Source organism: Bradyrhizobium sp. AZCC 1678, assembly GCF_036924765.1.
Classification (GTDB): Bacteria; Pseudomonadota; Alphaproteobacteria; order Rhizobiales; family Xanthobacteraceae; genus Bradyrhizobium; species Bradyrhizobium algeriense.
Genome location: NZ_JAZHSE010000001.1, coordinates 3,225,743 through 3,247,588, shown reverse-complemented (window position 1 = coordinate 3,247,588; position 21,846 = coordinate 3,225,743). Strand labels below are relative to the sequence as shown.

The following is a 21,846-nucleotide window of genomic DNA, read 5'->3' as shown; positions in this document are numbered from 1 at the left end:
ACCGGTTCCCACTTTTCGGGATCATGCCTTCCCTCTCGGAGCGAGCAATCTCAGCAAATCGATTTCCGTCTCCGACGAGCGCCGGCCGATCATGGCGCGCTCCATCGAGTGATCGGGGCCGGAGCGAAAGCGCTGCATCATGCCGCAGCACATGATGCCCCAGCGCAGCGTGCCCATCACTTCCCAGAACATCACGCGATCGGGGTCGGCCTTGCGGCCGGCTTCCTCATAGCCCGCGAATAATTCTTCGCGTGAACCAAAACCGCCGACCGGCTTGTCGATCTCGCCGAAGCGCCAGGAGTTGACGCAGATCCACCCCAAGTCTTCCATCGGGTCGCCGAAATGTGCCAGCTCCCAGTCCAGCACCGCGCGGACGCCGTCGGGACCGATGATGAGGTTGCCATGGCGGAAGTCGCCATGCACCAGCGTCACCTCTTTCGACGGCCCGGGATCGCGCTCGCGCAGCCAGCGCAGCGCCAACTCGAACACCGGACGTGGCCAGCCGAAACTGCGGTATTCCCGCTCGAGGTCGGCAATCTCCTTTGTCGCGCTCATCTCGCGCAGCTTCGGCAGTTTGGATGACGGCAAGCCGTGAATGCCGGCGATGACCTTGCCGAGCTGCCGCGCCAAAATCGGCCGCGCCTTGGCGAATTGCTCATCGCGAAGAATCTTGCGCGCGATGGTCTCGCCCTCGATGCGCTGCATGATGAAGCCGATACCGAGTTCGTCCTCGGGCTTCAGCACATGCATCACGCGCGGCGACGGCAGGCCGGCGTCATGCGCGAGCTGCATCAAGACAGCCTCGGCATCGAGGCCGGCGGCCCGTCCCGGCGACGCGCCATAGCCCGGTGGCGCCCGGCGCAGGATGGCGCCGGTGGTTCCGCCCGCGTGCACGACGTCGAACGTCCAGGTCTCCTGGCTGGCGCCGCCGGAAAGTTTGGCGGCGCCAATGACGCCGGTCGCTCCCGGATACCAGGAGGCGACGCAACGTCCGAGTTGGTCCTCGATCATTTGCCCCTAAACTTGGCGGGGCGTTTTTCGAGGAAAGCGGTGACGCCTTCCTTGAAGTCTTCCGCCGCGCCCGCGATACGCTGCGATTCGAATTCGAGATTGAGCTGTTCCTCGAAGGAGTTTTCCGGGCTGTCCCAATAGAGCTTTCGGATCAGCGACAGCGCGATCGTCGGCCCATTGGCGAGGTCGTGCGCGAGCTTCATCGCCTCTTCCATCAAGGCAGCATCGTCATAGACGCGGTTGACGAGGCCCCACTCCAGCGCCTTCTCCGCCGGCAGCCGCTCGCCCATCAGCGACAGTTCGACCGAGCGTGCCTTGCCGATCATCCGCGGCAGCAGCCAGGTCGAGCCGCAATCCGGCACTAGGCCGATACGACGGAACGCCTGCAGGAAGTAGGAGGAGCGCGCGCACACGATCATGTCGCCCATCAATGCAAAACTCATCCCGGCGCCGGCAGCGGGGCCGTTGACGGCTGAGACGATCGGGCAATGCAGCCGGCGCAGCCGCCGCAGGAACGGATGAAAGCCGATTTCCAGCGATTGCCCGGCGTTGCTCTTGCCGGGCTTCTGGTTGTTGCGGCCCTGCAGATTGGCGCCGGTGCAGAACGCGCGCCCGGCGCCGGTCAGCACGAGGCAGCGCACCTCTTCCCGCTTCTCCTCGATCGCGTCGAGCGCCTCGCCGAGGCCGCCCAGCATGTCCATCGAGACCGCGTTCATGACCTCCTGATGGTCAAGCTTGAGAATGGCGACCGGGCCATCGAAATCGAGCGTGACGTGCTTGAACTGCATTGCTTCCTCATGACTTGTGTTTACGCGCTATTTCGCTGCGCGGAAGATCTGAAGGGGTTCTCGACCCATATTTGATTTTCCGAGCGCGCTTGTCCATGCTTGCCGCAGAACATCTGCCCGCCACCGGGCGCACGACTAACTTGCTCCAATCAAAATGGGAACACCCAATGAGCATCTTTGACCTTACCGGCCGCACGGCGGTCATCACTGGCGGGAATGGCGGCATCGGCCTTGGCATCGCGCAGGCTCTGAACGCACAAGGCTGCAACGTTTCGATCTGGGGCCGCAACGCCGACAAGAACAAGAGCGCAGCCGCAACCATGTCGGCCGGTCCCGGCAAGGTCGATACGCAGATTTGCGACGTCTCCGATCCTGCTTCGGTGAAAGCCGCGATGCGGGCCACGCTCGACACGTTCGGCCGGGTCGATGGCTGCTTTGCCAATGCCGGCATCGGCGGCGGCGGACGGCGGGCCTTCATCGACCGTACCGAGGAGGAATGGCGGCGCATGTTCGCGACCAATCTCGACGGCGTCTTTCACGTGTTTCAGGCCGCCGCCCGCCACATGACCGAACGCGCCGAGGCCGGCGACAAATTCGGCCGGCTGGTCGCAACCTCCAGCCTGGCGTCGCTCTTCGGCACCGCGCGCAACGAGCACTATGCCGGCACCAAAGCGGCGCTGAACGCGCTGTGCCGCGCGCTTGCAGTCGAACTGGCGCGCCACGGCGTCACCGCGAATGCGATCCTGCCCGGCTGGATCAAGAGCGACATGACCTCCGGCCTCATGGCCAACGACAAGTTTGTCGCCAACGTGATGCCGCGGATTCCGGTGCGCCGCTTCGGCGAGCCCACGGATTTCGGCGGCATCGCGGTGTACATCATGAGCAAGGCGTCGTCGTATCATACGGCGGATTGTTTTGTGATCGACGGCGGCTATACGGCGTTTTGAGGTTGGGTGGGGCAGCCCGGTGGCCTCGCCCTTCCAGACGGCCGCTCCGCGGCCTCCTCAGGTGAGGAGGAAGGGCGAAGCTAGCTCTCTTCCCGTCATTGCGAGCGCAGCGAAACAATCCATAGCGCGGCGTGTGGAGACATGGATTGCATCGTCGCTAACGCTCCTCGCAATGACGGAGAAGCGTAGGGTGGGCAAAGCGACAGCGTGCCCACCATTCACGGCGATTGCTGCGGACAGATGGTGGGCACGTCGCTGACGCGCCTTTGCCCACCCTACTCGACCTTTGCCCTCTACGCGTCAGCTCATCCCCACGGTCCGCGCGAGGCCGTAGGCCGTCCCCACGGGCTGCGGCGCGGATAATTGCCGCGGGCGTTGACGGAAAGCGTGCCGCCGTGCGCGCCCATCTCCGCCGCGAGCTGCTGCAGCGCGGCGATGCGGTTCTCGGTCGAGGGGTGTGTCGTGAACAGATTGTCCATGCCGTGACCCGACAGCGGGTTGATGATGAACATGTGCGCGGTTGCCGGATTGCGCTCGGCTTCCGGGTTCGGCACCACATGCGCGGCATTGGCGATCTTGGACAGCGCCGACGCCAGCCACATCGGCTGGCCGCAGATGCGCGCGCCGAGATCGTCGGCGGCGTATTCGCGGGTCCGGCTGATCGCCATCTGCACCAGCATGGCGCCGAGCGGCGCCAGGATCATCATGGCGATCGAGCCGATGATGCCGGGGCCGTTGTTGTCGCGGTTGCCGCCGAAGAACATGCCGAATTGCGCCAGCATCGAGATGGCGCCGGCAATCGTCGCAGTTATGGTCATCAGCAACGTATCGTGATTCCTGATATGCGCGAGCTCGTGCGAGATCACGCCAGCGAGCTCCTCGCGGCTGACCGACTGCACCAGACCGGTGGTGACGGCGACCGCCGCGTTTTGCGGATTGCGGCCGGTGGCAAACGCGTTGGGCTGCGGCTCGTCCATCAGAAACACGCGCGGCATCGGCAGGCCGGCGCGCCCGGCCAGCTCGGCCACGAGATTGAAAAGATCAGGCGCGGTGCGCTGGTCGACCTCATGGGCGCCGTACATCGACAGCACCATGCGATCCGAATTCCAGTAGGCGAACAGATTGGTCGCAGCCGCGATCACGAGCGCGATCACGGCGCCGCTGGCGCCGCCGATCAGATAACCGACGCCCATGAAGAGGCCGGTGAGACCGGCCAGAAGAATGGCAGTCTTGAAATAGCTCATTGTCGTCTCCTTGCCGCCCGCGGCCGAAGGTCGGGGCCTGGCATCCCAGAGGTAGTGATTTCCCTGGCAGCCCTTCAAGATATGCCGGGGTGCGTCGTCGCGCCGCGTTAGCGGAGGAACCAACGCGCGAGTGGGATTAACGATCCGTAATTTGGGGGGTCTGGCGGGACTTACCGCCGGGACGGGCGGGCCTGCTTGGACAACGCCGGCGCCGCCGTCTACATTGACTGGCAACGAGCAGCGCGCAGGACTATTTGCGGCCCGCATAAGGCGCAGGACAATGGCGTCCGTTCGTCCTGAAAAAACTGGGGAGGAATTGAAGAAATGTTTTCGCACGTGATGATCGGCACCAACGACCTGGAGAAGGCCAAGGCGTTCTACGACGCCCTGCTCGGCACGCTCGGCGTCCGGCCGGCCAAGGTCGATGGCCACCGCATTTTCTACTTCACCAAGACCGGTGTGTTCTCGGTGACGAAGCCGATCAACGGCCAGACGGCGACGCCGGCGAACGGTGGCACCATCGGCTTTGCGGCTGAATCTCCTGAGCAGGCCGATGCATGGCATGCAGCCGGCCTCGCCAATGGCGGCACCAGTTGCGAAAATCCGCCTGGCGTACGCGAAGGCAGCGCGGGCAAACTCTATCTCGCCTATTTGCGCGATCTCGACGGCAACAAGATTTGCGCGATGCATCGGATGGCGACGTAAATCGCAGGATGGGTGGAGCGAAGCGATACCCATCCGACGCAATCAAGGGGCCCACGTCATGAATCCATGTGTCAGATCCCTGGCGGTATCAGCCGCATTGTTCGCAGCCAGCCTGCTGCCGGCCTACGCAGAGCTCGACGTTATCAATCTCAAGAAGGCAATCGAGACGTCGATCGCGAGCGACTATCCAAAGCTCGACGCGCTCTACAAGGAGCTCCACGCCCATCCCGAACTTGCGTTTCAGGAAGTGAAAACCGCAGCCAGGCTCGCAGCCGAGATGCGCGCGCTCGGCTTCGAGGTCACCGAGAATGTCGGCAAGACCGGGCTGGTCGCCATCTACAAGAACGGCGACGGGCCGACCATCATGGTACGCACCGAACTCGACGGCCTGCCGATGGAAGAGAAGACCGGCCTCGATTATGCGAGCCGCGACAAAACCAGCTGGAACGGTCGGGAGGTGTTCGTCGCCCATAGCTGCGGCCACGACATCCACATGGCGAGCTGGGTTGGAACGGCGAAGACGCTGCTGGGCCTGAAAGAGCACTGGCGCGGCACGCTGATGTTCATCGCCCAGCCGGCGGAAGAAATCGTGGCGGGCGCCAAGGCCATGCTGGAGGACGGCCTGTTCACGCGATTTCCGAAGCCCGATTTCGGCTTTGCTTTGCACGCATATGGCGCCTTCGCCTATGGCACCGTGCTCTATACCGTCGGGGCCGGCTCCTCGACTGCCGACGGCCTCTACATCAAATTCCGCGGCCGTGGGGGTCACGGCGCGGTGCCGCAGGCAACCATTGACCCCGTGATGATGGCCGCGCGCTTTGTCGTCGATGTTCAGAGTGTGGTCAGCCGCGAAAAGGATCCGACCGAATTTGGCGTTGTCAGCATCGGTACGATCCACGGCGGCACCGCGGTAAACATCATTCCCGACGATGTGGTGCTGGCAGGCACCATCCGCAGCTTCAAGCCGGAGGTGCGCGCCAAGATGCTCGCTGGTATCGAGCGGACAGCGAAGGCGGTCGCCGCCATGTCGAATGCGCCGGAGCCGGTGATCACGATCACCGAGGGCACCAAGGCCGTGATCAATGATCCCGGCGTGGTTGCCACGGCAGAAAAAGTGCTGAAAGCGGCGTTCGGCGACAAGCTCAGGCCAATACCGCCCGTCACGCCCAGCGAAGATTATTCGGAGTTCATCAACGCCGGCGTGCCCTCGATGTTCTTCAGAATCGGCGTCTACGAGCCGGAGCGCGTCGCTGCCGCCCGCGAGGGCGAAGGTCCGCAGCTGCCGGCCAACCACTCGCCCTTGTTCGCGCCGGTGCCGAAGCCGACCATCGAGACCGGGATTACCGCGATGACGCTCGCTGTTCTCAGTGCCTTCGATCAGAAGGTCCAGCACAAATGATGGGACCAGGAACGTAATTCGCCAATCTCGGTGTGTCAGACCTCAGCTTGCCATGAGGCGGAAAATCGCGCGCATTCGCCCGCGCTTGTGCAAGCCCCTCCCCGCCGTCTACATTGCCGGCCAACGAGCCGAGTGCGCCCGCAAGATGAACGTTCTTGCGCAAATGGGAGGAAATAATCCATGAAACACGCCTACATCCCGCGAACGACGACCTACAACCTCAATCCGGGCGAAGAACTCAACGATTTGCGGATGTCGGACGAGGTCCGTCCGCTGTACGAGCACGTCAAGAAGTTCATCCGCGAGACCGTCGACCCGATGTCGGTCGAGTTCGTGCGGCTCGGCCAGGACAAGAAGGATCGCTGGAGCTTTACGCCGGAACAGCTCGCGGTGCTGCAGAAGGCCAAGGACAAGGCCAAGGAGGAAGGCCTGTGGAACTTCTTCCTGCCCGATGACGAGACCGGCCAGGGCCTGAAGAACCTCGACTATGCCTATATCGCGGTGGAGCTGGCGAAGAATCCCCTCGCCTCCGAGACCATGAATTGCTCGGCGCCGGATACCGGCAACATGGAAGTGCTGGAGCGCGTCGGCACCAAGGCGCAGAAGGAGAAGTGGCTGAAGCCGCTGCTGGCCGGCGAAATCCGCTCGGCTTACGCGATGACCGAGCCCAACGTCGCCTCCTCGGATGCCAAGAACATCTCGACGACGGCAAAACTCGTCGGCGACGAATGGGTGATCAACGGCGAGAAATATTACATCTCCGGCGCTGGCGATCCGCGCTGCAAGATCATGATCGTGATGGTGAAGACCAATCCGGATGCGCCGCCGAGCAAGCAGCAGTCGCAGATCCTGGTACCAACAGACACGCCCGGCGTCGAGATTTTGGGCCCGATGCACGTGTTCGGCCACGACCACGCGCCGCGCGGCCACATGCACCTGCGCTTCAACAATTGCCGGGTGCCGAAGGAGAACATGCTGCTCGGCGAAGGCCGCGGCTTTGAAATCTCGCAGGTCCGCCTCGGACCGGGCCGCATCCATCACTGCATGCGCACGATCGGCAAGGCCGAAAAGGCGCTCGACCTGATGGTGTCGCGCGGGCTCACCCGCGAAGCCTTCGGCAAGAAGATCGCCCATCTCGGCGGCAATCTGCAGATCATTGCCCAGGCGCGCTGCGAGATCGAGGCGATGCGGCTGATGGTGCTGAAGGCTGCAAAGGCGATGGACGTGCTCGGCAACAAGGAGGCGCGGATCTGGGTCAGCATGGTCAAGGCCATGGTGCCGGAACGCACCTGCAAGATCATCGACCAGGCGATCCAGATGCACGGCGCCACCGGCATATCGCAGTGGAGCCCGCTCGGCGAGATGTACCAGGACGTGCGGCACCTGCGCTTCGCGGACGGTCCGGATGAGGTGCACTGGATGGTGGTCGGAAGGCATGAGCTGAGCATGCCGTAGTGACTGATCTCCCTCTCCCGTTCTTCACGGGGAGAGGGTCGGGATGAGGGGCTGCCTCCGCAAATGCAATAAGCAGCGAGTTCGCAGAGAGTCCCCCTCACCCGCCGCGCTCAGGCGCGCAAGAGCGCTGCCGAGCGCGTCGACCTCTCCCCGCAAGCGGGGCGAGGCAAGGACCTCCGCCGAAACGGGAATGCCCATGCAATACGACCCCAGCGACCTGAAACCCCGCGAGCGCTACAAGGTGCTTACATCCTTCGTGCTACCGCGGCCGATCGCGTGGGTGACGTCGATGGGACCTGCCGGCGTGGTCAACGCGGCGCCGTTCAGTTTCTTCAACGTGTTCTGCGAGGATCCACCGCTCTGCATGTTCGCCGCCAATCTGCGTCCCGACGGCCGGGTGAAGGATACCGTGATCAATATCCGGGCGACCAATGAGTTCGTGGTCAACATGACCGACGAGGCGCTGGCGCATGCGATGCACGAGAGCAGCGGCGACTTCCCGCCCGAGATCGGCGAGCCGGATTATTTGAATCTCAAACTGGCGCCATCGACGAAAATCGCCGTACCGCGGCTGGCGGATGCGCCGTTTGCGATGGAATGCAGGACCTGGAAGGAAATCGACGTCAACGGCGACCGGCTGCTGGTGATGGGCGAAGGCATTCACTTCCACATCCGCGACGAATTATGGGACCACGCCGCGATGCGCGTCCACATGGAGCGCTACCATCCGATCGGCCGCATGTTCGCGGATCGCTATTGCAGGACGGATGATAGGGTAGTGTTTCCGCCCGCCGAGGGGGCGAAGACCAGCGCCTAAGCGGGCGCTGTTCGTAGGGTGGGCAAAGGCGCACTTGCGCCGTGCCCACCATCTTCATCCGTGAACGTCGTTAGATGGTGGGCACGCTTCGCTTTGCCCACCCTACGCAGTCGCGGTTAACTCGCCGCCGGCCGATGCGCGCGCAGGAAAGACCGGATCTGGCGCACCGCGAGCGGCACGCGCTCTTTCGGCTCCTTCCACGGAAATAAACTCACTTCCGCATTCGGCGCCAGCATCGCGCTCTCCATGGCAACCGCATAGGGGTGCGCGGGGATGTCGTCGGGCAGGATCAGCACCGGCGTCTGGCAGCTCCGCACGAAATCACGCGTCACAGTGAAGACGAAATCGGGGTCGGTCCGGTACATTCGAGTCAGGAATTTTTCAGCCTGCTCCATCGTGATGTCGGGCCAGCGCTTTGTTAGCTCCGGCGCCCAGCCCTTCATGTTGTTGTCGTAGAACAGATTACGCATTTCGGGGCGCGACCCGGATGGCATCGCCAGCACGCCCGCCACGACGCGGTCCGGGCGCGCTTGATGAGATTCCAGATCAGCGGGCCGCCGATGCAGAAGCCCAGCACCATGAATTTGTCGAAGCCCAGATGATCCATCAGCGCAAGCTGGTCGTCGGTGTGGGAATCCCAGGGACGGTCGATCTCGAGCGGGCCGGAAGACTGCCCGGGCGGCGCGTTGCGCAGGTCGTAGGCGATGCAGCGGTACTCGTCGCCGAACTCCTTGATGGCGTTGAAGGGCGGATAGTCGCCGGTGATGCCTGAGATGTTCGAGTTCAATCCGCCGCCGGCGATCAGGAGCAGCGGGAAGCCGGAGCCGGCTTCTTGGTAGTGGATACGGACGACGCCCTTTTCGAAAAAGCTCATCGCGTTCCCCCTCGCATCACGCTTTCGCCGGCTCGCCGATCTTGTCCAGCGTCTTGGTATCGAAATCGCTGGCCTCATGCCGCTCGTGCAACTGGCTCGCCGGATCGCCCGAGATGCGGTTGACCATGCGGCCGCGCTTCACCGCCGGGCGTTTTGCGATCGCGTCGGTCCAGCGCTGCACGTTCTTGTATTCGTGCACCGACAGGAATTCGCCGGCGCCGTAGACCAGGCCCTTTGCCAGCGCGCCGTACCACGGCCAGGTCGCCATGTCGGCGATCGTGTATTCGTGGCCTGCGAGATATTCGTTGTCGGCCAGACGCCGGTCGAGCACGTCGAGCTGGCGCTTCACCTCCATGGCGTAGCGATCGATGGCGTATTCGATCTTGGTCGGCGCGTAGGCGTAGAAATGGCCAAAACCGCCGCCGAGAAACGGCGCGCTGCCCATCTGCCAGAACAGCCACGACAGGCATTCCGCCCGCGCCGCGCCACCGCTCGGCAGGAACGCGCCGAACTTTTCAGCCAGATGCATCAGGATCGCGCCGGACTCGAACACCCGGATCGGTGTCGGTCCGCTGCGGTCCATCAGCGCCGGGATTTTCGAGTTCGGATTGACAGCGACAAAGCCGCTGCCGAACTGGTTGCCGTCGATCTTGATCAGCCAGGCGTCGTATTCCGCGCCGCTGTGGCCGGCCGCCAACAGCTCCTCGAACAGGACGGTGACCTTGACGCCGTTCGGCGTTGCCAGCGAATAGAGCTGGAACGGATGGCGGCCGACCGGCAGTTCGGCCTCATGCGTGGGGCCTGCGATCGGGCGATTGATGCTGGCAAAGCGGCCACCGCTCTCCTTGTTCCAGATCCAGACTTTTGGCGGCTCGTAAGCTGTGGGATCGGTGACGGGGGCGTCGGTCATTGGTTCGGCTCCAAGCTTCTTCGGCCGTCCCGCGGTTGCACGATCTGTCGCGCAGCGGCCGGCGCAATCCATGTAAGGTTTCGTATCAGCACCGCAACCAAACAAATAGCGTACAAAAGTCAGGGGAGGAATGCACCATGCTGCGCCCTTGCCCTGATTGCACGAGGCAGGTGTACTCGGAGCAATGCTTCTGTGGCTGGCGTGGTCGAGATCGGCCATAATGGATTGGTCACCACAACGAGACCATCCAAATGCTCCCGTCACAGCGCGCTTTATTCGAGATACCGCGCCAGATCTGCTACCTGAACGCCGCCTCTTACAGCCCGCTGCCGCTTCGAACGCTGGAGGCCGGCCGTGCCGCGGTGCTCCGCAAGGGTACGCCGTGGACGCTCGAGGCCTCCTTCGCCAACCAGCAGCATGAACGCGCGCGCCTTGCTGCCGCCCGGCTGATCAATGCCGAGGCTTCGGATATCGCGCTGATTTCCTCGATCAGCTACGGCGCTGCGACCGCCGCGAAGATGCTGCCGATCGCCCGCGGCACACGCGTGATCGTGCTGGAGAACGATCATTCCTCGCCGGTGCTCGAATGGCAGACGCGGGCGGAGGCGGAAGGCTTCACCGTCGAGACGGTTCGGCAGCCTGACGATGACGACTGGACATCGGCGGTGCTTGCCGCGATCGAGCAATCCGGCGCAGCGCCGGTCAGCCTGGCCTCGATCTCCTCGGTGCATTGGTCGGACGGCGGGTTGATCGATGTCGACAAGGTCGGCGCGACGCTGCGGCAGCGGGACGCCGCCTTCCTTGTCGACGCCACGCACAGCACGGGCGTCCTCGCGACCGACGTGAAGCATCTCGACCCGGATTTTTTGGTCTTCCCGACCTACAAATGGCTGCTCGGCCCTTACGGCCGCGCCTTTCTCTTTGTTGCAAAACGCCATCAAGGAGGTATCCCGCTCGAGCAGACCGCGTCCGGCCGCCGCAACGTGCGCGCCGAGAACGCGGTCTATTTCACAGATCTCAGTTACGTTCCCGACGCGCGGCGCTTTGACATGGGCGAGCGCGATCATTTCATCTCGATGGAGATGGCTTCGATCGGCATGGAGATGATGGTCGAATGGGGAGCGCCGGCCATTGTGCAACGTCTCACGATGCTGACGGAGCGGATCGCGGCGGGCGTGCGCGACATCGGCGTCCACGTGCCGGAGCTTCGTCTGCGCGCGCCGCACATATTGAGCCTCGCCTTCAAGGACGGGATGCCGCCGGGATTGATCGAGGGAATGGCAAGCGAAGGCGTCTACGTCGCGCCCCGTTTGGGACGGATGCGCGTGTCGCCGCACGTCTATAATGACGAGGCTGATGTCGACCGGTTCGTTGAGGTTTTGGGCAGGCGACTCCGGGGCTGACACGTAGGGTGGGCAAAGGCGCACTTGCGCCGTGCCCACCACCTATCCCGATCGTTAAGCCGAATGGTGGGCACGCTACGCGTTGCCCACCCTACGAGATCGCTGGATTGCTCCCCGTCATTGCGAGGAGCGTAGCGACGAAGCAATCCATTCTTTATGCCGTGAGATGTGGATTGCTTCGCTTCGCTCGCAATGACGGTTACGACGCCGCCACCTTCCGCGGCTGCTCGGCCCGCTCCATCACAAATCCCTCATAGCCCTTCGCCGCGACGTCGTTGCAGATCTGCCGGTAGGGCCCGACGCCGCCGATATAGGGCATGAAGATGCGCGGCTTGCCGGGGACATTGGCGCCCATGTACCAGGAATTGGCTTGCGGATAGAGCGTGGCGTGGGCGACCTCGTTGACGTGGGCGACCCATTTGTCTTCGGCGTCGACGGCCGCCTCCATGGTGTCGAGGCCACCGTCGCGCATATAGGCCATGCAGTCGGTGATCCAGTCGACATGCTGCTCGATCGAGACGATCATGTTCGACAGCACCGACGGGCTGCCGGGACCGGTGATGACGAAGAGATTGGGGAAGCCGGCGCTCATCAGGCCGAGATAGGTGCGCGGGCCCGCCGACCATTTCTGGTTCAGCGTCTGGCCGTTACGTCCTCTGATATCGATCTTCGCGACCGACCCCGTCATAGCGTCAAAACCGGTCGCCAGCACCAGCGCATCGACGTCGTAGTCCTTGGCGCCCACGCGCACGGCATTCTCCGTGATCTCCTCGATCGGGCTGGACTTGATGTCGACCAGCGTCACGTTGGGGCGGTTGAAGGTCGCGAAATAATCGGTGTCGATGCAGATGCGTTTTGACCCGATCGGATGGTTATTCGGCTGCAGCAGTTTTGCGGTCTGCGGGTCGTTCACAATCTCCGCGATCTTTTCGCGGACGAAATTCGCGGCGGTGTCGTTGGCCGCCTTGTCGAGCCCGAGATTGTTGTAGACCGACATGAAGGTGAGCCCGCCGCGGTTCCAGCGCGCCTCGTACTTCGCGCGGCGTTCGTTGTCGCCGTCGTCGAGCGCGCCGCGGTCGGGCATCTCGGTATAGATGCCGTTCTTCGCCACCTCGCGCGCAAAGCGCCTGATCTCGGGATAATTGTCGCGAAATTTTTGCCGCTCCGCTTCGCTCAGCGGCGCATTTCGCGCAGGGATCGAGAAGTTCGCGGTGCGCTGAAACACCGTGAGCTGGCTCGCCTGCTCGGCGATGACCGGCACTGACTGAATTCCTGACGATCCGGTGCCGATGACGGCGACGCGCTGGCCGGTGAAATCGACCTCTTCATGCGGCCAGTGGCCGGTGTGATAGACCTTGCCCTTGAAGCGATCGAGGCCCTTGATGTCAGGTATCCTCGCGTTCGACAGGCAGCCGGTGGCGAGAACGATGAATTTTGCGGTGACGGCCTTGCCGTCGGAGGTCGTGACCGACCACAGCGAAGTCGCCTCGTCGAACACAGCGCTGTCGACGCGGGTGTTAAACTGGATGTCAGGCCGCAGGTTAAAACGGTCGGCGACGTGGTTGGCGTATTTCAAAATCTCCGGCTGCGGCGCGTAGCGCTCGCTCCAGTCCCATTCCTGCTGCAGCTCTTCCGAGAATGAATAGGAATATTGCATGCTCTCGACGTCGCAGCGCGCGCCGGGATAGCGGTTCCAATACCAGGTGCCGCCAACGCCCGAGCCCTGCTCAAAAGCCCGCGCCGTCATCCCCTGCCCGCGCAACCGGTACAACATATACATGCCGGCAAAGCCTGCGCCGACCACGACGACGTCGTAGGATTCGGTGGGTTGAGTGGCGGCGGATGGCATGGCGGACATGAAGACGGGCTCCCTGAGTGTTCTTTGATTTGTCTGCCAGCATTCCTCCCGTAGCGCCAAAGCGCAAGACGCAAATCGGCGGGCTTGATTTGCATATTTTGCGAGGTGGAATTGCAACACCCCCATCCTGAGCGCCTCGCCAACGCGCTTGGCTTTCCGGCCTCCGATAGGCTAGCGTTCGATCAACACACAAACCAACAATGAGCGGCTGGCCAGCGGCCGCCACAGGGAGCAACAACCATGAAATCGCCAATCTGCGACATGCTTGGTATAGAGTTTCCGCTGCTCGCCTTCAGCCATTGCCGTGATGTGGTCGCCGCCGTCAGCCGCGCCGGCGGATTTGGCGTGCTGGGCGCGACTGCGCACTCGCCGGAGACGATCGAGCAGGAACTGAAATGGATCGACGATCACACCGACGGCAAGCCATACGGGCTCGACGTGCTGATCCCCGAAAACATTTCGACCGCGGGCGAAAAGGACGTCACCTGGAAAAGCCTGGAGGCGCGGATCTCGCCGCAGCATCGCGACTTTACCCGCAACCTCCTGAAGAAATACGGTGTCGAGCTGACGACCACCAACGTCGCCGACAACCAGCCGCAGCCGTTCGACGCGCAACGCGCGCTTGACGTGCTCGACGTCTCTTTCCGCCACCCGATCAAGCTGATTGCGAACGCGCTCGGCGTGCCGCCGAAGGCGATGATCGACATGGGAAGGAAGCACGACGTTCCGGTGGCGGCGCTGGTCGGCTCCAAGGAGCACGCGCTGCGACAGGTCGCGGCCGGTGTCGATATTCTGGTGGCGCAGGGCACCGAGGCCGGCGGCCATTGCGGCGAAGTCTCGACCATGGTGCTGGTGCCTGAGGTGATCAAGGCGATCAAGCCGATCCGCGATGTGCCGGTGCTGGCCGCCGGCGGCATCATGACCGGGCGGCAGATGGCGGCGTGCATGGCGATGGGTGCCGCGGGCGCCTGGACCGGCTCGGTGTGGCTCGCCACCGTCGAGTCAGAGACCACCGAAATCTTCCGCGAGAAGATGATCGCGGCCTCTTCGCGCGACGCGGTGCGCTCCAAGGGCCGCACCGGAAAGCCGGCGCGGCAGTTGCGCTCGGTATGGACCGACGCGTGGGACCGCGGGCCGGACAGCCCCGGCGCGCTGCCGATGCCGCTGCAAAGCATCATCAGCCGCGACGCCTTCAACTCGATCGACCGCGCCGCGGCTGCAGGGAACGCGCAGGCGCGCGACCTCGTGACGTATTTTGTCGGCCAGGGCGTCGGCCTGATCGACAGCGTGAAATCAGCCGGCGCCGTGGTGCAGGAATTCAAGGAGGATTTTGCCGATGCGGTGGAGCATATGAATATGCTGATGGAGGAGTGATTGCGAAAATCTTGTAGGGTGGGCAAAGCGAAGCGTGCCCACCATTTCCGAGCAAGGCGTTAGATGGTGGGCACGGCGCTGGCGCGCCTTTGCCCACCCTACGAGTCTGAATTTCCAGAAAGCGAAACAAGAAAAGATGCCAATCACCTCCCTCCCCGAAGACCGCATTCCCGTCATCGTCGGCGTTGGCGAGATCGTCGACCGGCCCAAGGACATCGCCGCCGGCCTCGAGCCGCTGGCGCTACTCCAGGAGGCGGTGCGGCGCGCGGAAGCGGACAGCGGGGCAAAACTGCTCGGCGAACTCGGGTCGCTCGACGTCGTCAATTTCCTGAGCTGGCGCTACCGCGATCCCGAAAAGCAGCTTGCGGCGCGGCTCGGCGCCAATCCGGCGCATTGCTATTATGGCCCGGTCGGCGGCGAGAGCCCGATCCGCTACATCCACGAAGCGGCCAAGCGCATCGCGCGCGGTGAGTGCAGCGTGGCCGTGGTCTGCGGCGCGGAAGCGCAATCCACCGCGACCAAGGCCGAGCGCGGCGGCATCGCGCTGCCCTGGACGCCGTTCGCCCATGACGTCGAGGAGCCGAAGCGCGGCGCGGCGTTCCAGAAGCCGATGGCGGTGAAGCTCGGCGTGTTCCGGCCGATCACGGTCTATCCGCTGTATGAATCCGCAACCTCGGCGCATTGGGGCCAGACGCCGCGCGAGGCGCTCGCCGAATCCGGCGCGCTGTGGTCGACCTATGCGCGCGTCGCTTCCGAGAATGAAAATTCATGGCTGAAGAAGCGCTTTACACCCGACGAGATCACCACACCGACGCCGGAAAACCGCCTGATCGCCTGGCCCTATACCAAGCTGATGGTGGCCAATCCGACCGTGAACATGGGCGGCGCAGTGCTGCTGACGTCGCTGGCGAAAGCGCGCGCGGCCGGCGTGCCCGAAGACCGCCTGATCTATCCGATTGGCGGCGCGTCGGCGGAAGAGCCGCGCGATTACCTCGTGCGCGACCAGTTCTTCGAGAGCCACCCGCAGAACGCGGTGCTGAAGGCCGTGATGGACCTCGTCGAGGGCGACGGCAAAAAATTCGACGCCATCGAGTTGTATAGCTGCTTCCCCTGCGTGCCCAAGATGGCGCGGCGGACGCTTGGCCTTGGCCCCGACGTGCAGCCGACGGTGACCGGCGGACTCACCTTTTTCGGCGCCCCGCTCAACACCTATATGACACATGCCGCCGTCGCGATGGTGCGAAGCTTGCGTGAGCGCGGCAAGCTCGGCCTGCTCTATGGCCAGGGCGGATTCGTTACCAAGCATCACGGGCTGGTGCTGTCGCGCGAAGCGCCGAAGCAAGCCCTCCAGCAGGACACCAGCGTACAGGCCGAGGCCGATCGCAACCGCCGCAAGGTGCCGGACTTCGTCACCGAAGCTTCAGGCAAGGGCAAGGTCGAAAGCTTCACCGTCATCTACAAAGGCAAGGGCGAAGTCGAGCACGGCGTGGTGATGCTGCGCACGGAAACCGATCAACGGGCGCTGGCCCGCATTCCCGCGAATGATACGGCGACGCTGAAGCATTTGCTGAACATGGATCGGACGCCGGTGGGATCGGTCGGCGATATCGTTACGGCAGACGATGGTGTGCTGGAGTGGCGGGCGGGGTAAGAACCTTGCTCCGTCATGCCCGGGCAGAAGCGCGAAGCGCGTCTTCGCGCTAGATGTCCGGGGCACTCCACGTCATACTTTCTTGTAGCGCCAAAGACGTGGATGGCCGGGACATAGGCGAGCGGAAGCGACGCCGTCCTTCGGACGGCTAAGCCCGGCCATGACGAACGAGTCAAGCCGCCCGCACGGAATCCAGGAACTTGCCGACTTCGAGCTTGAGGCGGTTGGAGTCTGACGACAGCGACTGCGCCGCGGAGAGCACCTGCGCGGACGCGGAGCCGGTCTCGCTGGCGCCGCGCTGCACGTCGGTGATGTTGGAGGAGACCTGCTGGGTGCCCAGAGCGGCCTGCTGCACGTTGCGGGAGATTTCCTGCGTCGCCGCGCCCTGCTCCTCCACTGCCGCCGCTATCGTCGATGCGATCTCCGAGAGCCTCTCGATGGTCCCGCTGATTGCCTGGATCGCGTTCACCGACTCCTGGGTCGCGCCCTGGATGCTGGTAATCTGCTGGCCGATCTCGCCGGTGGCCTTTGCGGTTTGTTCGGCGAGCGCCTTCACTTCGGAGGCTACGACGGCAAAACCGCGGCCGGCCTCACCGGCGCGCGCGGCCTCGATGGTGGCATTGAGCGCCAGGAGATTGGTCTGGCCGGCGATGGTGTTGATGAGTTCGACCACGTCGCCGATGCGGGCGGCCGCCTTCGACAATTCGCTGACGCGGTCATTGGTGTGACGGGCCTGGTCCACGGCCTCGCCGGCCATCCGCGCCGATTCCTGGACCTGGCGGCTGATCTCGTTAACCGAGGAGGACAGCTCCTCCGTCGCCGATGCCACCGACTGCACGTTGGTGGATGCTTCTTCCGAAGCCGCAGCCACCATGGTCGTCACTTGCTGCGCGCGCTCGGCGGTCGACGTCAGCGTGCCGGCAGACGCCTCGAGCTCGGTAGACGCCGACGACACGGTTTCGACGATCTCGCCGACCGCGGTCTCAAAGGAATCCGCCAGCCTGACCATATCGGCCCTGCGCTGCTGCGCCGCGATCTGGTCCTGCCTCATCTTGGCTTCGGCCTCGTCGCGCGCCTTCTGTTCCGAGGCGACCTTGAACTTCTCGACGGCGCCGGCGACCGCGCCGAGTTCGTCCTTGCGGCCGAGGCCCGGCAGCACGACGGCGAAATTGCCGCCGGCGAGCTCGTCCATCGACACGCTCAGCGCGCGCATCGGACGGGCGATGGTGAAGAAGGAGAACACGGAAGTGCCGATCAAGAGGAGGATCGTGCAGAGACCGACTGCCATGGACTCCCGTTCGGCGGCGGCCATTTCCCGAGTGGCCCGGGCCGCTTCCTGATCCACACCCTGCTTGGCCGACTCGGCGATCTGGTTGGCGAGAGATTCCAGTTCGGCCGCAATCGGCAGCGTCACTTCGCGGGCAATCCGGATCGCTTCTTCATTCAGTTTGGTAGTCCGCGTGGCGGCGTCGGACCCGCCCGCCGCAGCTACGGCTTCACCGCGAACCGATGCGATCTGGTGGGCTGCTTTCGCATAGTCTGCTGCCCTGGCCTTGAGCTTCTCGGTGCGTGCGCGGGTTTCTCCGGGGTCCGACAATTGCAGCATCTCGTCGGCAAAACGGTTCACCGATTTGAGCCGCGCCGCCAGATAATCATTGGCCTTCTGCAGATCTGCCGCACTGTTTGCGAGACGGAGATCACGGACGCCGGTCTGCATGCCGCGAATCGACGCCTTCGCGTCCACCGCATCTCGCGCGATCGTCTGCTGCGCCGACTTGCGCACATCCGCGTCGCGCGTCGCCGCGTTGGCCCGCATCTGGCTGACCACCATCACGACGACGAGCAGGACACCAAGGCCCGAGGCGATGCCGAGCTTGGCACCGATCGACAGATTCAGAATGAGACGAGACATGGGTAGCGTCCTTGAAAAAAAGCGTCAGCGAAATCGCAGCGATGCCGGTTTTTCCCGCACGGCGGGATCACGGTTGAAAAAGCGCCGGGCCGGATAATCGGACGAGCCGGTTCGTTGCGGACGAAGGGCTCCTGCGGCGGCTTGGCCACAGAGCGGCACTCATGCGCACCAGCGTTCCACACGATGGTTAACCGGCATCTAAGGCAGCACGGTCGGAGAATTGGTAGAATTACGGAACGGCGGCGCACAACGCCGGCATCAAGACGGCTCACCCGTCTGCTTCCGCGCCGCTGATAACGTCTGCTGCGGCGTTTCGCCAAACAGCTCGCGATAGAGTGCTGTGAACTCGCCCATGTGCCAGAAGCCATTCACGAGTGCGACCGCCTTGATCGATTGCGGTGACGTACCCCGCAGCAATTGCTGACGCACGCTCCACAGCCGCCGCAGCCGCATATAACGATGCATGCTCATGCCGCGAATCGCAACGACGGCGTTATGCAGCGTCCGGACCGAGACCCCAAGCTGTCGGGCCACGTCGGCGCTGTAGAGCGTCTTGCCGGCGTTGACGGCGACGAACTCGTCGAATTTCCGGACCAGCGCCAAATAGTGGCTCAGGCTCAGGCGCTTGGCTTCGGACGAAGGCGTCGCCGCAGCCATCGCCAGATCGGCCGCCTGCAATATCGATTCCTCGATGTTCTCGATCACACCAGGCTGAACCAGGGTATCGGGCGAATGCGATGCGAGCATCAGGACATCGCGCAAGGTTACCCGAAGCGCATCGAATTTGGCAGGTTCCGTTGCGATCAACTGTGCGCGGTCGATTTCACCCGGCCAGCCGCGATCGTCGATGGAATCGAAATTCACGAGGGCGACCAGATTGGCCTGCTGCTCGACGATTTCACATCGCGCGCTGCCCTTGACCAGCAGCAATGCCGGCGCGCGGCCCTCCACGCCGTTCAGGGTCAGCGAAGCCGCATCGTCCATCAGCAGACCGATAATCGCTCCGGTCGTGGAATACTGGATCTGAAGGATTCGCGGAAATGTCCGCTGCAGATAGATCGTGCAGGTCTTCAGCCGCAGCGAGGCGAACGATGCGGCGAAGTTCCGGTAATCGAGCGGAATGCTGTTTGCCTCGCCCAATCCTTCGATGCTCCGGAAATGATCGAAATCCGGAGACCGGCTGATCTTCACGAAGTCAGACTCAACTAGTTCATCAAGCAACGACACGCGGCGGTCATCCGAGCCGTCGGTAGCGATCGTCGCAACAACGAAAAAAGCGCTAGCCGGTATTGAGAGGGATCGAGTGCGCAACTTGACCATGGCGAATGGGCGCCTCGACGCGCCCCTACCGCCGGATGAAGCGTCTTGAGTCCTGGCGCGTCTTCATTGACGCAGAACACTTGGCATCGGATCTTCTGGCATCAGACCTTCACGATGCCTTTGTGTATTACCAGTTTTTCCCGATTTCGGAAATCCGTTCGCCACATTCGGCATCAGTTTCGCCTAGGGCGATTGGTCGACCCATGCCGCAATCGCAATTTTGCGATCTAGGGATGTCTACCGCTCCTCGTGCAGCCGAAAAGCGCTCCGCTTGCGACAGCTCACGCTTCTGATTCGCGTTGTCAGCGATCGCAAAGCCGGCATGAGACGCCGGCTTCGGACTGAATAGTCAGCGCGATCAGGCCGCCCGCACCGAGTCGAGGAACCTGCCGACCTCAAGCTTGAGGCGGTTGCTGTCGCCCGACAGCGATTGCGCCGCCGCAAGCACCTGCGAGGATGCCGATCCGGTTTCGCTAGCGCCGCGCTGCACGTCGCCAATATTGGAGGATACCTGCTGGGTACCCGCCGCCGCCTGTTGCACGTTGCGGGAGATTTCCTGCGTCGCGGCGCCCTGCTCTTCCACGGCGGCTGCGATGGTCGACGAAATCTCCGACAGTTTTTCAATCGTGCCGCTGATGGCCTGGATCGCGTTCACGGACTCCTGGGTCGCGGCCTGGATGCTTGATATCTGTTGTCCGATCTCGCCGGTGGCTTTCGCGGTCTGTTCCGCAAGCGCCTTTACTTCCGAGGCCACGACGGCAAAACCGCGGCCGGCCTCGCCGGCGCGCGCCGCCTCGATGGTGGCGTTGAGCGCGAGCAGGTTGGTCTGGCCCGCGATGGTATTGATCAGTTCGACGACATCGCCGATGCGGGTTGCCGCCTTCGACAATTCGCTGACGCGGTCGTTGGTGACGCGCGCCTGATCGACGGCGTCATTGGCCATCCGCGCCGATTCCTGCACCTGGCGGCTGATCTCGGTGACGGACGAGGCCATCTCCTCGGTGGCGGAGGCCACCGATTGCACATTGGTGGAAGCTTCCTCGGAGGCCGCCGCGACTGCGCCCGTGAGCTCCTGCGCGCGCTCCGCGGTCGCAGTCAGCGTGCCCGCGGATACTTCGAGTTGGCTCGATGCCGACGAAACGGTCTCGACGATCCGGCCGACCGCAGTCTCGAAATCGTCGGCCATCTTGTTCATGTCTGCCTTGCGGCTCCCGACGGCGCGGGTCTCGGCCGCGCGTTGCTCGGCCTCCAGCGACTGACGCGCGACGGCATTGCTCTTGAAGATCTCGACTGCCTTGGCCATCTCGCCGACCTCGTCGCCGCGTCCGACGCCGGGCACCTCGACGGCAAGGTTGCCGCCGGCGAGATCGTTCATCGCAACCGTCATCCGTTGCAGCGGACCAGTGACGCTACGCGCCACGAAGATCGACACCACGAGCACAAACAGCAGGATCACGCCGGCAACGATCAGGGACCGCTGGGTCGAAGCCCAGGCCTGCGCCTTCAGGTCGTCGATGTAGACGCCGGTGCCGACGAGCCAGTTCCACGGCGCGAAGCCGACCACGTAGGACAATTTCGGCTGGGGCTTGTCGAAGCCCGGCTTGGGCCATTCATAGGGAACGAAGCCTGAGCCGCTCTTTTTGACCGTATCGACGAAATCGACGAACAACAGCTTGCCGTTCGGATCCTTGTAGGCCGACAGATCGTTGCCGTTCATTTCCGGCTTGATCGGGTGCATCACCATCTTCGGATGCATGTCGTTGATCCAGAAATAGTCGTTGTTGCCGTAGCGGAGCGCGGCGATCCGCGCCATCGCGCGCTTCTGGGCGTCGGCGTCTGAAACGCCGCCCTTCTGCGCCGCGGCATGCTCTTCCTTGATGATGCCGAGCGCGAGGTCACCGAGGTGCCGCAGCTCGATCTGCTTCTGCTGGTCGAGGCTCGATGCCAGTTCACGCGATTCGAGAAAGGTCACGCCCAGGAGCCCGATGAAGCTGAGGCAGATGAGCGCATAGATCTTTCGGCCAACCGTCATCCTGGCCCGACGTATCATTCCAAACATGTCTGATCTCCACGCGACGACGGGGGTCGTCCGCCCCTCACGCACGGAATCGTATATGTCAGCGGCTTTCTTCCCGTTAATTTCTACTCAGTAGATATACTGAGTTTCCGTTAGCCGGG

At 63.4% G+C, this 21,846-nt stretch carries 18 protein-coding genes; 8 read left to right on the top strand and 10 right to left on the bottom strand.

Features of this window, described 5'->3' with window-relative positions; genetic code table 11:
* Positions 1–21 precede the first annotated feature (21 nt).
* Both V1294_RS15390 and V1294_RS15385 read right to left on the bottom strand, forming a co-directional pair.
* On the bottom strand, positions 22–1,011 hold the full coding sequence (locus V1294_RS15390; protein ID WP_334498300.1) for a phosphotransferase family protein: 990 nt from the start codon (positions 1,009–1,011) through the stop codon (positions 22–24).
* Positions 1,008–1,799, bottom strand: a complete 792-nt coding sequence (locus tag V1294_RS15385) for an enoyl-CoA hydratase/isomerase (RefSeq protein ID WP_334498297.1) — start codon at positions 1,797–1,799, stop codon at positions 1,008–1,010. Before V1294_RS15385 ends, V1294_RS15390 begins: the two co-directional genes overlap by 4 nt.
* A gap of 167 nt (positions 1,800–1,966) precedes the next feature.
* On the opposite strand from V1294_RS15385, the gene V1294_RS15380 reads away from it, so the two are divergent.
* Positions 1,967–2,746 (top strand): SDR family NAD(P)-dependent oxidoreductase, encoded by a 780-nt coding sequence (locus V1294_RS15380; RefSeq protein ID WP_334498294.1) that lies wholly within the window; start codon positions 1,967–1,969, stop codon positions 2,744–2,746.
* A gap of 305 nt (positions 2,747–3,051) precedes the next feature.
* Here the strand turns inward: V1294_RS15380 and htpX are convergent, their stop codons facing one another.
* The gene (gene htpX, locus V1294_RS15375) at positions 3,052–3,990 is read right to left on the bottom strand and encodes a zinc metalloprotease HtpX (protein ID WP_334498291.1); all 939 of its coding nucleotides are present in this window, start codon (positions 3,988–3,990) and stop codon (positions 3,052–3,054) included.
* Between the two features lie 324 nt (positions 3,991–4,314).
* Here htpX and V1294_RS15370 point away from each other — a divergent pair, with 324 nt between their 5' ends.
* The 4 genes from V1294_RS15370 (at position 4,315) to V1294_RS15355 (ending at position 8,366) form a co-directional block, all read left to right on the top strand.
* The gene (locus V1294_RS15370; RefSeq protein ID WP_334498288.1) at positions 4,315–4,695 is read left to right on the top strand and encodes a VOC family protein; all 381 of its coding nucleotides are present in this window, start codon (positions 4,315–4,317) and stop codon (positions 4,693–4,695) included.
* Positions 4,696–4,753: 58 nt separating this feature from the next.
* Positions 4,754–6,094: an amidohydrolase gene (locus V1294_RS15365; RefSeq protein ID WP_334498285.1), complete on the top strand. Its 1,341-nt coding sequence runs from the start codon at positions 4,754–4,756 to the stop codon at positions 6,092–6,094.
* Between the two features lie 180 nt (positions 6,095–6,274).
* Complete coding sequence (locus V1294_RS15360; protein WP_108519806.1) at positions 6,275–7,549, top strand: acyl-CoA dehydrogenase family protein; 1,275 nt, start codon at positions 6,275–6,277, stop codon at positions 7,547–7,549.
* A 196-nt stretch (positions 7,550–7,745) separates the two neighbouring features.
* A complete protein-coding gene (locus V1294_RS15355) occupies positions 7,746–8,366 on the top strand; it encodes a flavin reductase family protein (protein ID WP_334498281.1) in 621 nt (206 codons plus the stop codon).
* Positions 8,367–8,482: 116 nt separating this feature from the next.
* Here the strand turns inward: V1294_RS15355 and V1294_RS15350 are convergent, their stop codons facing one another.
* From V1294_RS15350 to yghU, 3 genes are read right to left on the bottom strand one after another with little or no spacing between them, the layout of a single operon-like run.
* A complete protein-coding gene (locus tag V1294_RS15350; protein WP_334498279.1) occupies positions 8,483–8,809 on the bottom strand; it encodes a hypothetical protein in 327 nt (108 codons plus the stop codon).
* Positions 8,806–9,240 carry an alpha/beta fold hydrolase gene (locus V1294_RS15345; RefSeq protein ID WP_334498277.1) on the bottom strand — a complete coding sequence of 145 codons (435 nt, stop codon included), beginning with the start codon at positions 9,238–9,240 and terminating at the stop codon, positions 8,806–8,808. The genes V1294_RS15350 and V1294_RS15345 overlap by 4 nt, the downstream gene beginning before the upstream one ends.
* Positions 9,241–9,256: 16 nt before the next feature.
* Positions 9,257–10,150, bottom strand: coding sequence for a glutathione-dependent disulfide-bond oxidoreductase (gene yghU, locus V1294_RS15340; RefSeq protein ID WP_334498275.1), 894 nt, complete (start codon positions 10,148–10,150; stop codon positions 9,257–9,259).
* Between the two features lie 251 nt (positions 10,151–10,401).
* On the opposite strand from yghU, the gene V1294_RS15335 reads away from it, so the two are divergent.
* Complete coding sequence (locus V1294_RS15335; protein ID WP_334498272.1) at positions 10,402–11,553, top strand: aminotransferase class V-fold PLP-dependent enzyme; 1,152 nt, start codon at positions 10,402–10,404, stop codon at positions 11,551–11,553.
* Between the two features lie 199 nt (positions 11,554–11,752).
* Here V1294_RS15335 and V1294_RS15330 read toward each other — a convergent pair whose 3' ends face one another.
* Positions 11,753–13,411 (bottom strand): flavin-containing monooxygenase, encoded by a 1,659-nt coding sequence (locus V1294_RS15330; protein WP_334498269.1) that lies wholly within the window; start codon positions 13,409–13,411, stop codon positions 11,753–11,755.
* Between the two features lie 240 nt (positions 13,412–13,651).
* Between V1294_RS15330 and V1294_RS15325 the strand changes: the two genes are divergently transcribed.
* Both V1294_RS15325 and V1294_RS15320 read left to right on the top strand, forming a co-directional pair.
* Complete coding sequence (locus V1294_RS15325; protein ID WP_334388697.1) at positions 13,652–14,785, top strand: nitronate monooxygenase; 1,134 nt, start codon at positions 13,652–13,654, stop codon at positions 14,783–14,785.
* A 136-nt stretch (positions 14,786–14,921) separates the two neighbouring features.
* A complete protein-coding gene (locus tag V1294_RS15320; protein ID WP_334498266.1) occupies positions 14,922–16,436 on the top strand; it encodes an acetyl-CoA acetyltransferase in 1,515 nt (504 codons plus the stop codon).
* A gap of 172 nt (positions 16,437–16,608) precedes the next feature.
* Here the strand turns inward: V1294_RS15320 and V1294_RS15315 are convergent, their stop codons facing one another.
* The 3 genes from V1294_RS15315 to V1294_RS15305 all read right to left on the bottom strand — a co-directional run bounded on the left by V1294_RS15315 (position 16,609) and on the right by V1294_RS15305 (position 21,727).
* Positions 16,609–18,348: a methyl-accepting chemotaxis protein gene (locus tag V1294_RS15315; protein WP_334498263.1), complete on the bottom strand. Its 1,740-nt coding sequence runs from the start codon at positions 18,346–18,348 to the stop codon at positions 16,609–16,611.
* 258 nt (positions 18,349–18,606) lie between these two features.
* Entirely contained in the window at positions 18,607–19,539 is a 933-nt protein-coding gene (locus V1294_RS15310; RefSeq protein WP_334498260.1) for a helix-turn-helix domain-containing protein, read from the bottom strand.
* A gap of 487 nt (positions 19,540–20,026) precedes the next feature.
* A complete protein-coding gene (locus tag V1294_RS15305) occupies positions 20,027–21,727 on the bottom strand; it encodes a methyl-accepting chemotaxis protein (protein ID WP_334498257.1) in 1,701 nt (566 codons plus the stop codon).
* Positions 21,728–21,846: the final 119 nt, after the last annotated feature.

Bases quoted from the DNA above. Each gene is read 5' to 3' on its own strand.
- V1294_RS15385 (WP_334498297.1), bottom strand. From the start codon at position 1,799: ATGCAGTTCAAGCACGTCACGCTCGATTTCGATGGCCCGGTCGCCATT.
- V1294_RS15305 (WP_334498257.1), bottom strand. From the start codon at position 21,727: ATGTTTGGAATGATACGTCGGGCCAGGATGACGGTTGGCCGAAAGATC.
- V1294_RS15350 (WP_334498279.1), bottom strand. From the start codon at position 8,809: ATGAAGGGCTGGGCGCCGGAGCTAACAAAGCGCTGGCCCGACATCACG.
- V1294_RS15390 (WP_334498300.1), bottom strand. From the start codon at position 1,011: ATGATCGAGGACCAACTCGGACGTTGCGTCGCCTCCTGGTATCCGGGA.
- V1294_RS15380 (WP_334498294.1), top strand. From the start codon at position 1,967: ATGAGCATCTTTGACCTTACCGGCCGCACGGCGGTCATCACTGGCGGG.
- V1294_RS15325 (WP_334388697.1), top strand. From the start codon at position 13,652: ATGAAATCGCCAATCTGCGACATGCTTGGTATAGAGTTTCCGCTGCTC.
- V1294_RS15355 (WP_334498281.1), top strand. From the start codon at position 7,746: ATGCAATACGACCCCAGCGACCTGAAACCCCGCGAGCGCTACAAGGTG.
- V1294_RS15370 (WP_334498288.1), top strand. From the start codon at position 4,315: ATGTTTTCGCACGTGATGATCGGCACCAACGACCTGGAGAAGGCCAAG.
- V1294_RS15345 (WP_334498277.1), bottom strand. From the start codon at position 9,240: ATGAGCTTTTTCGAAAAGGGCGTCGTCCGTATCCACTACCAAGAAGCC.
- V1294_RS15315 (WP_334498263.1), bottom strand. From the start codon at position 18,348: ATGTCTCGTCTCATTCTGAATCTGTCGATCGGTGCCAAGCTCGGCATC.
- V1294_RS15365 (WP_334498285.1), top strand. From the start codon at position 4,754: ATGAATCCATGTGTCAGATCCCTGGCGGTATCAGCCGCATTGTTCGCA.
- V1294_RS15320 (WP_334498266.1), top strand. From the start codon at position 14,922: ATGCCAATCACCTCCCTCCCCGAAGACCGCATTCCCGTCATCGTCGGC.
- yghU (WP_334498275.1), bottom strand. From the start codon at position 10,150: ATGACCGACGCCCCCGTCACCGATCCCACAGCTTACGAGCCGCCAAAA.
- V1294_RS15335 (WP_334498272.1), top strand. From the start codon at position 10,402: ATGCTCCCGTCACAGCGCGCTTTATTCGAGATACCGCGCCAGATCTGC.
- V1294_RS15330 (WP_334498269.1), bottom strand. From the start codon at position 13,411: ATGTCCGCCATGCCATCCGCCGCCACTCAACCCACCGAATCCTACGAC.
- V1294_RS15360 (WP_108519806.1), top strand. From the start codon at position 6,275: ATGAAACACGCCTACATCCCGCGAACGACGACCTACAACCTCAATCCG.
- htpX (WP_334498291.1), bottom strand. From the start codon at position 3,990: ATGAGCTATTTCAAGACTGCCATTCTTCTGGCCGGTCTCACCGGCCTC.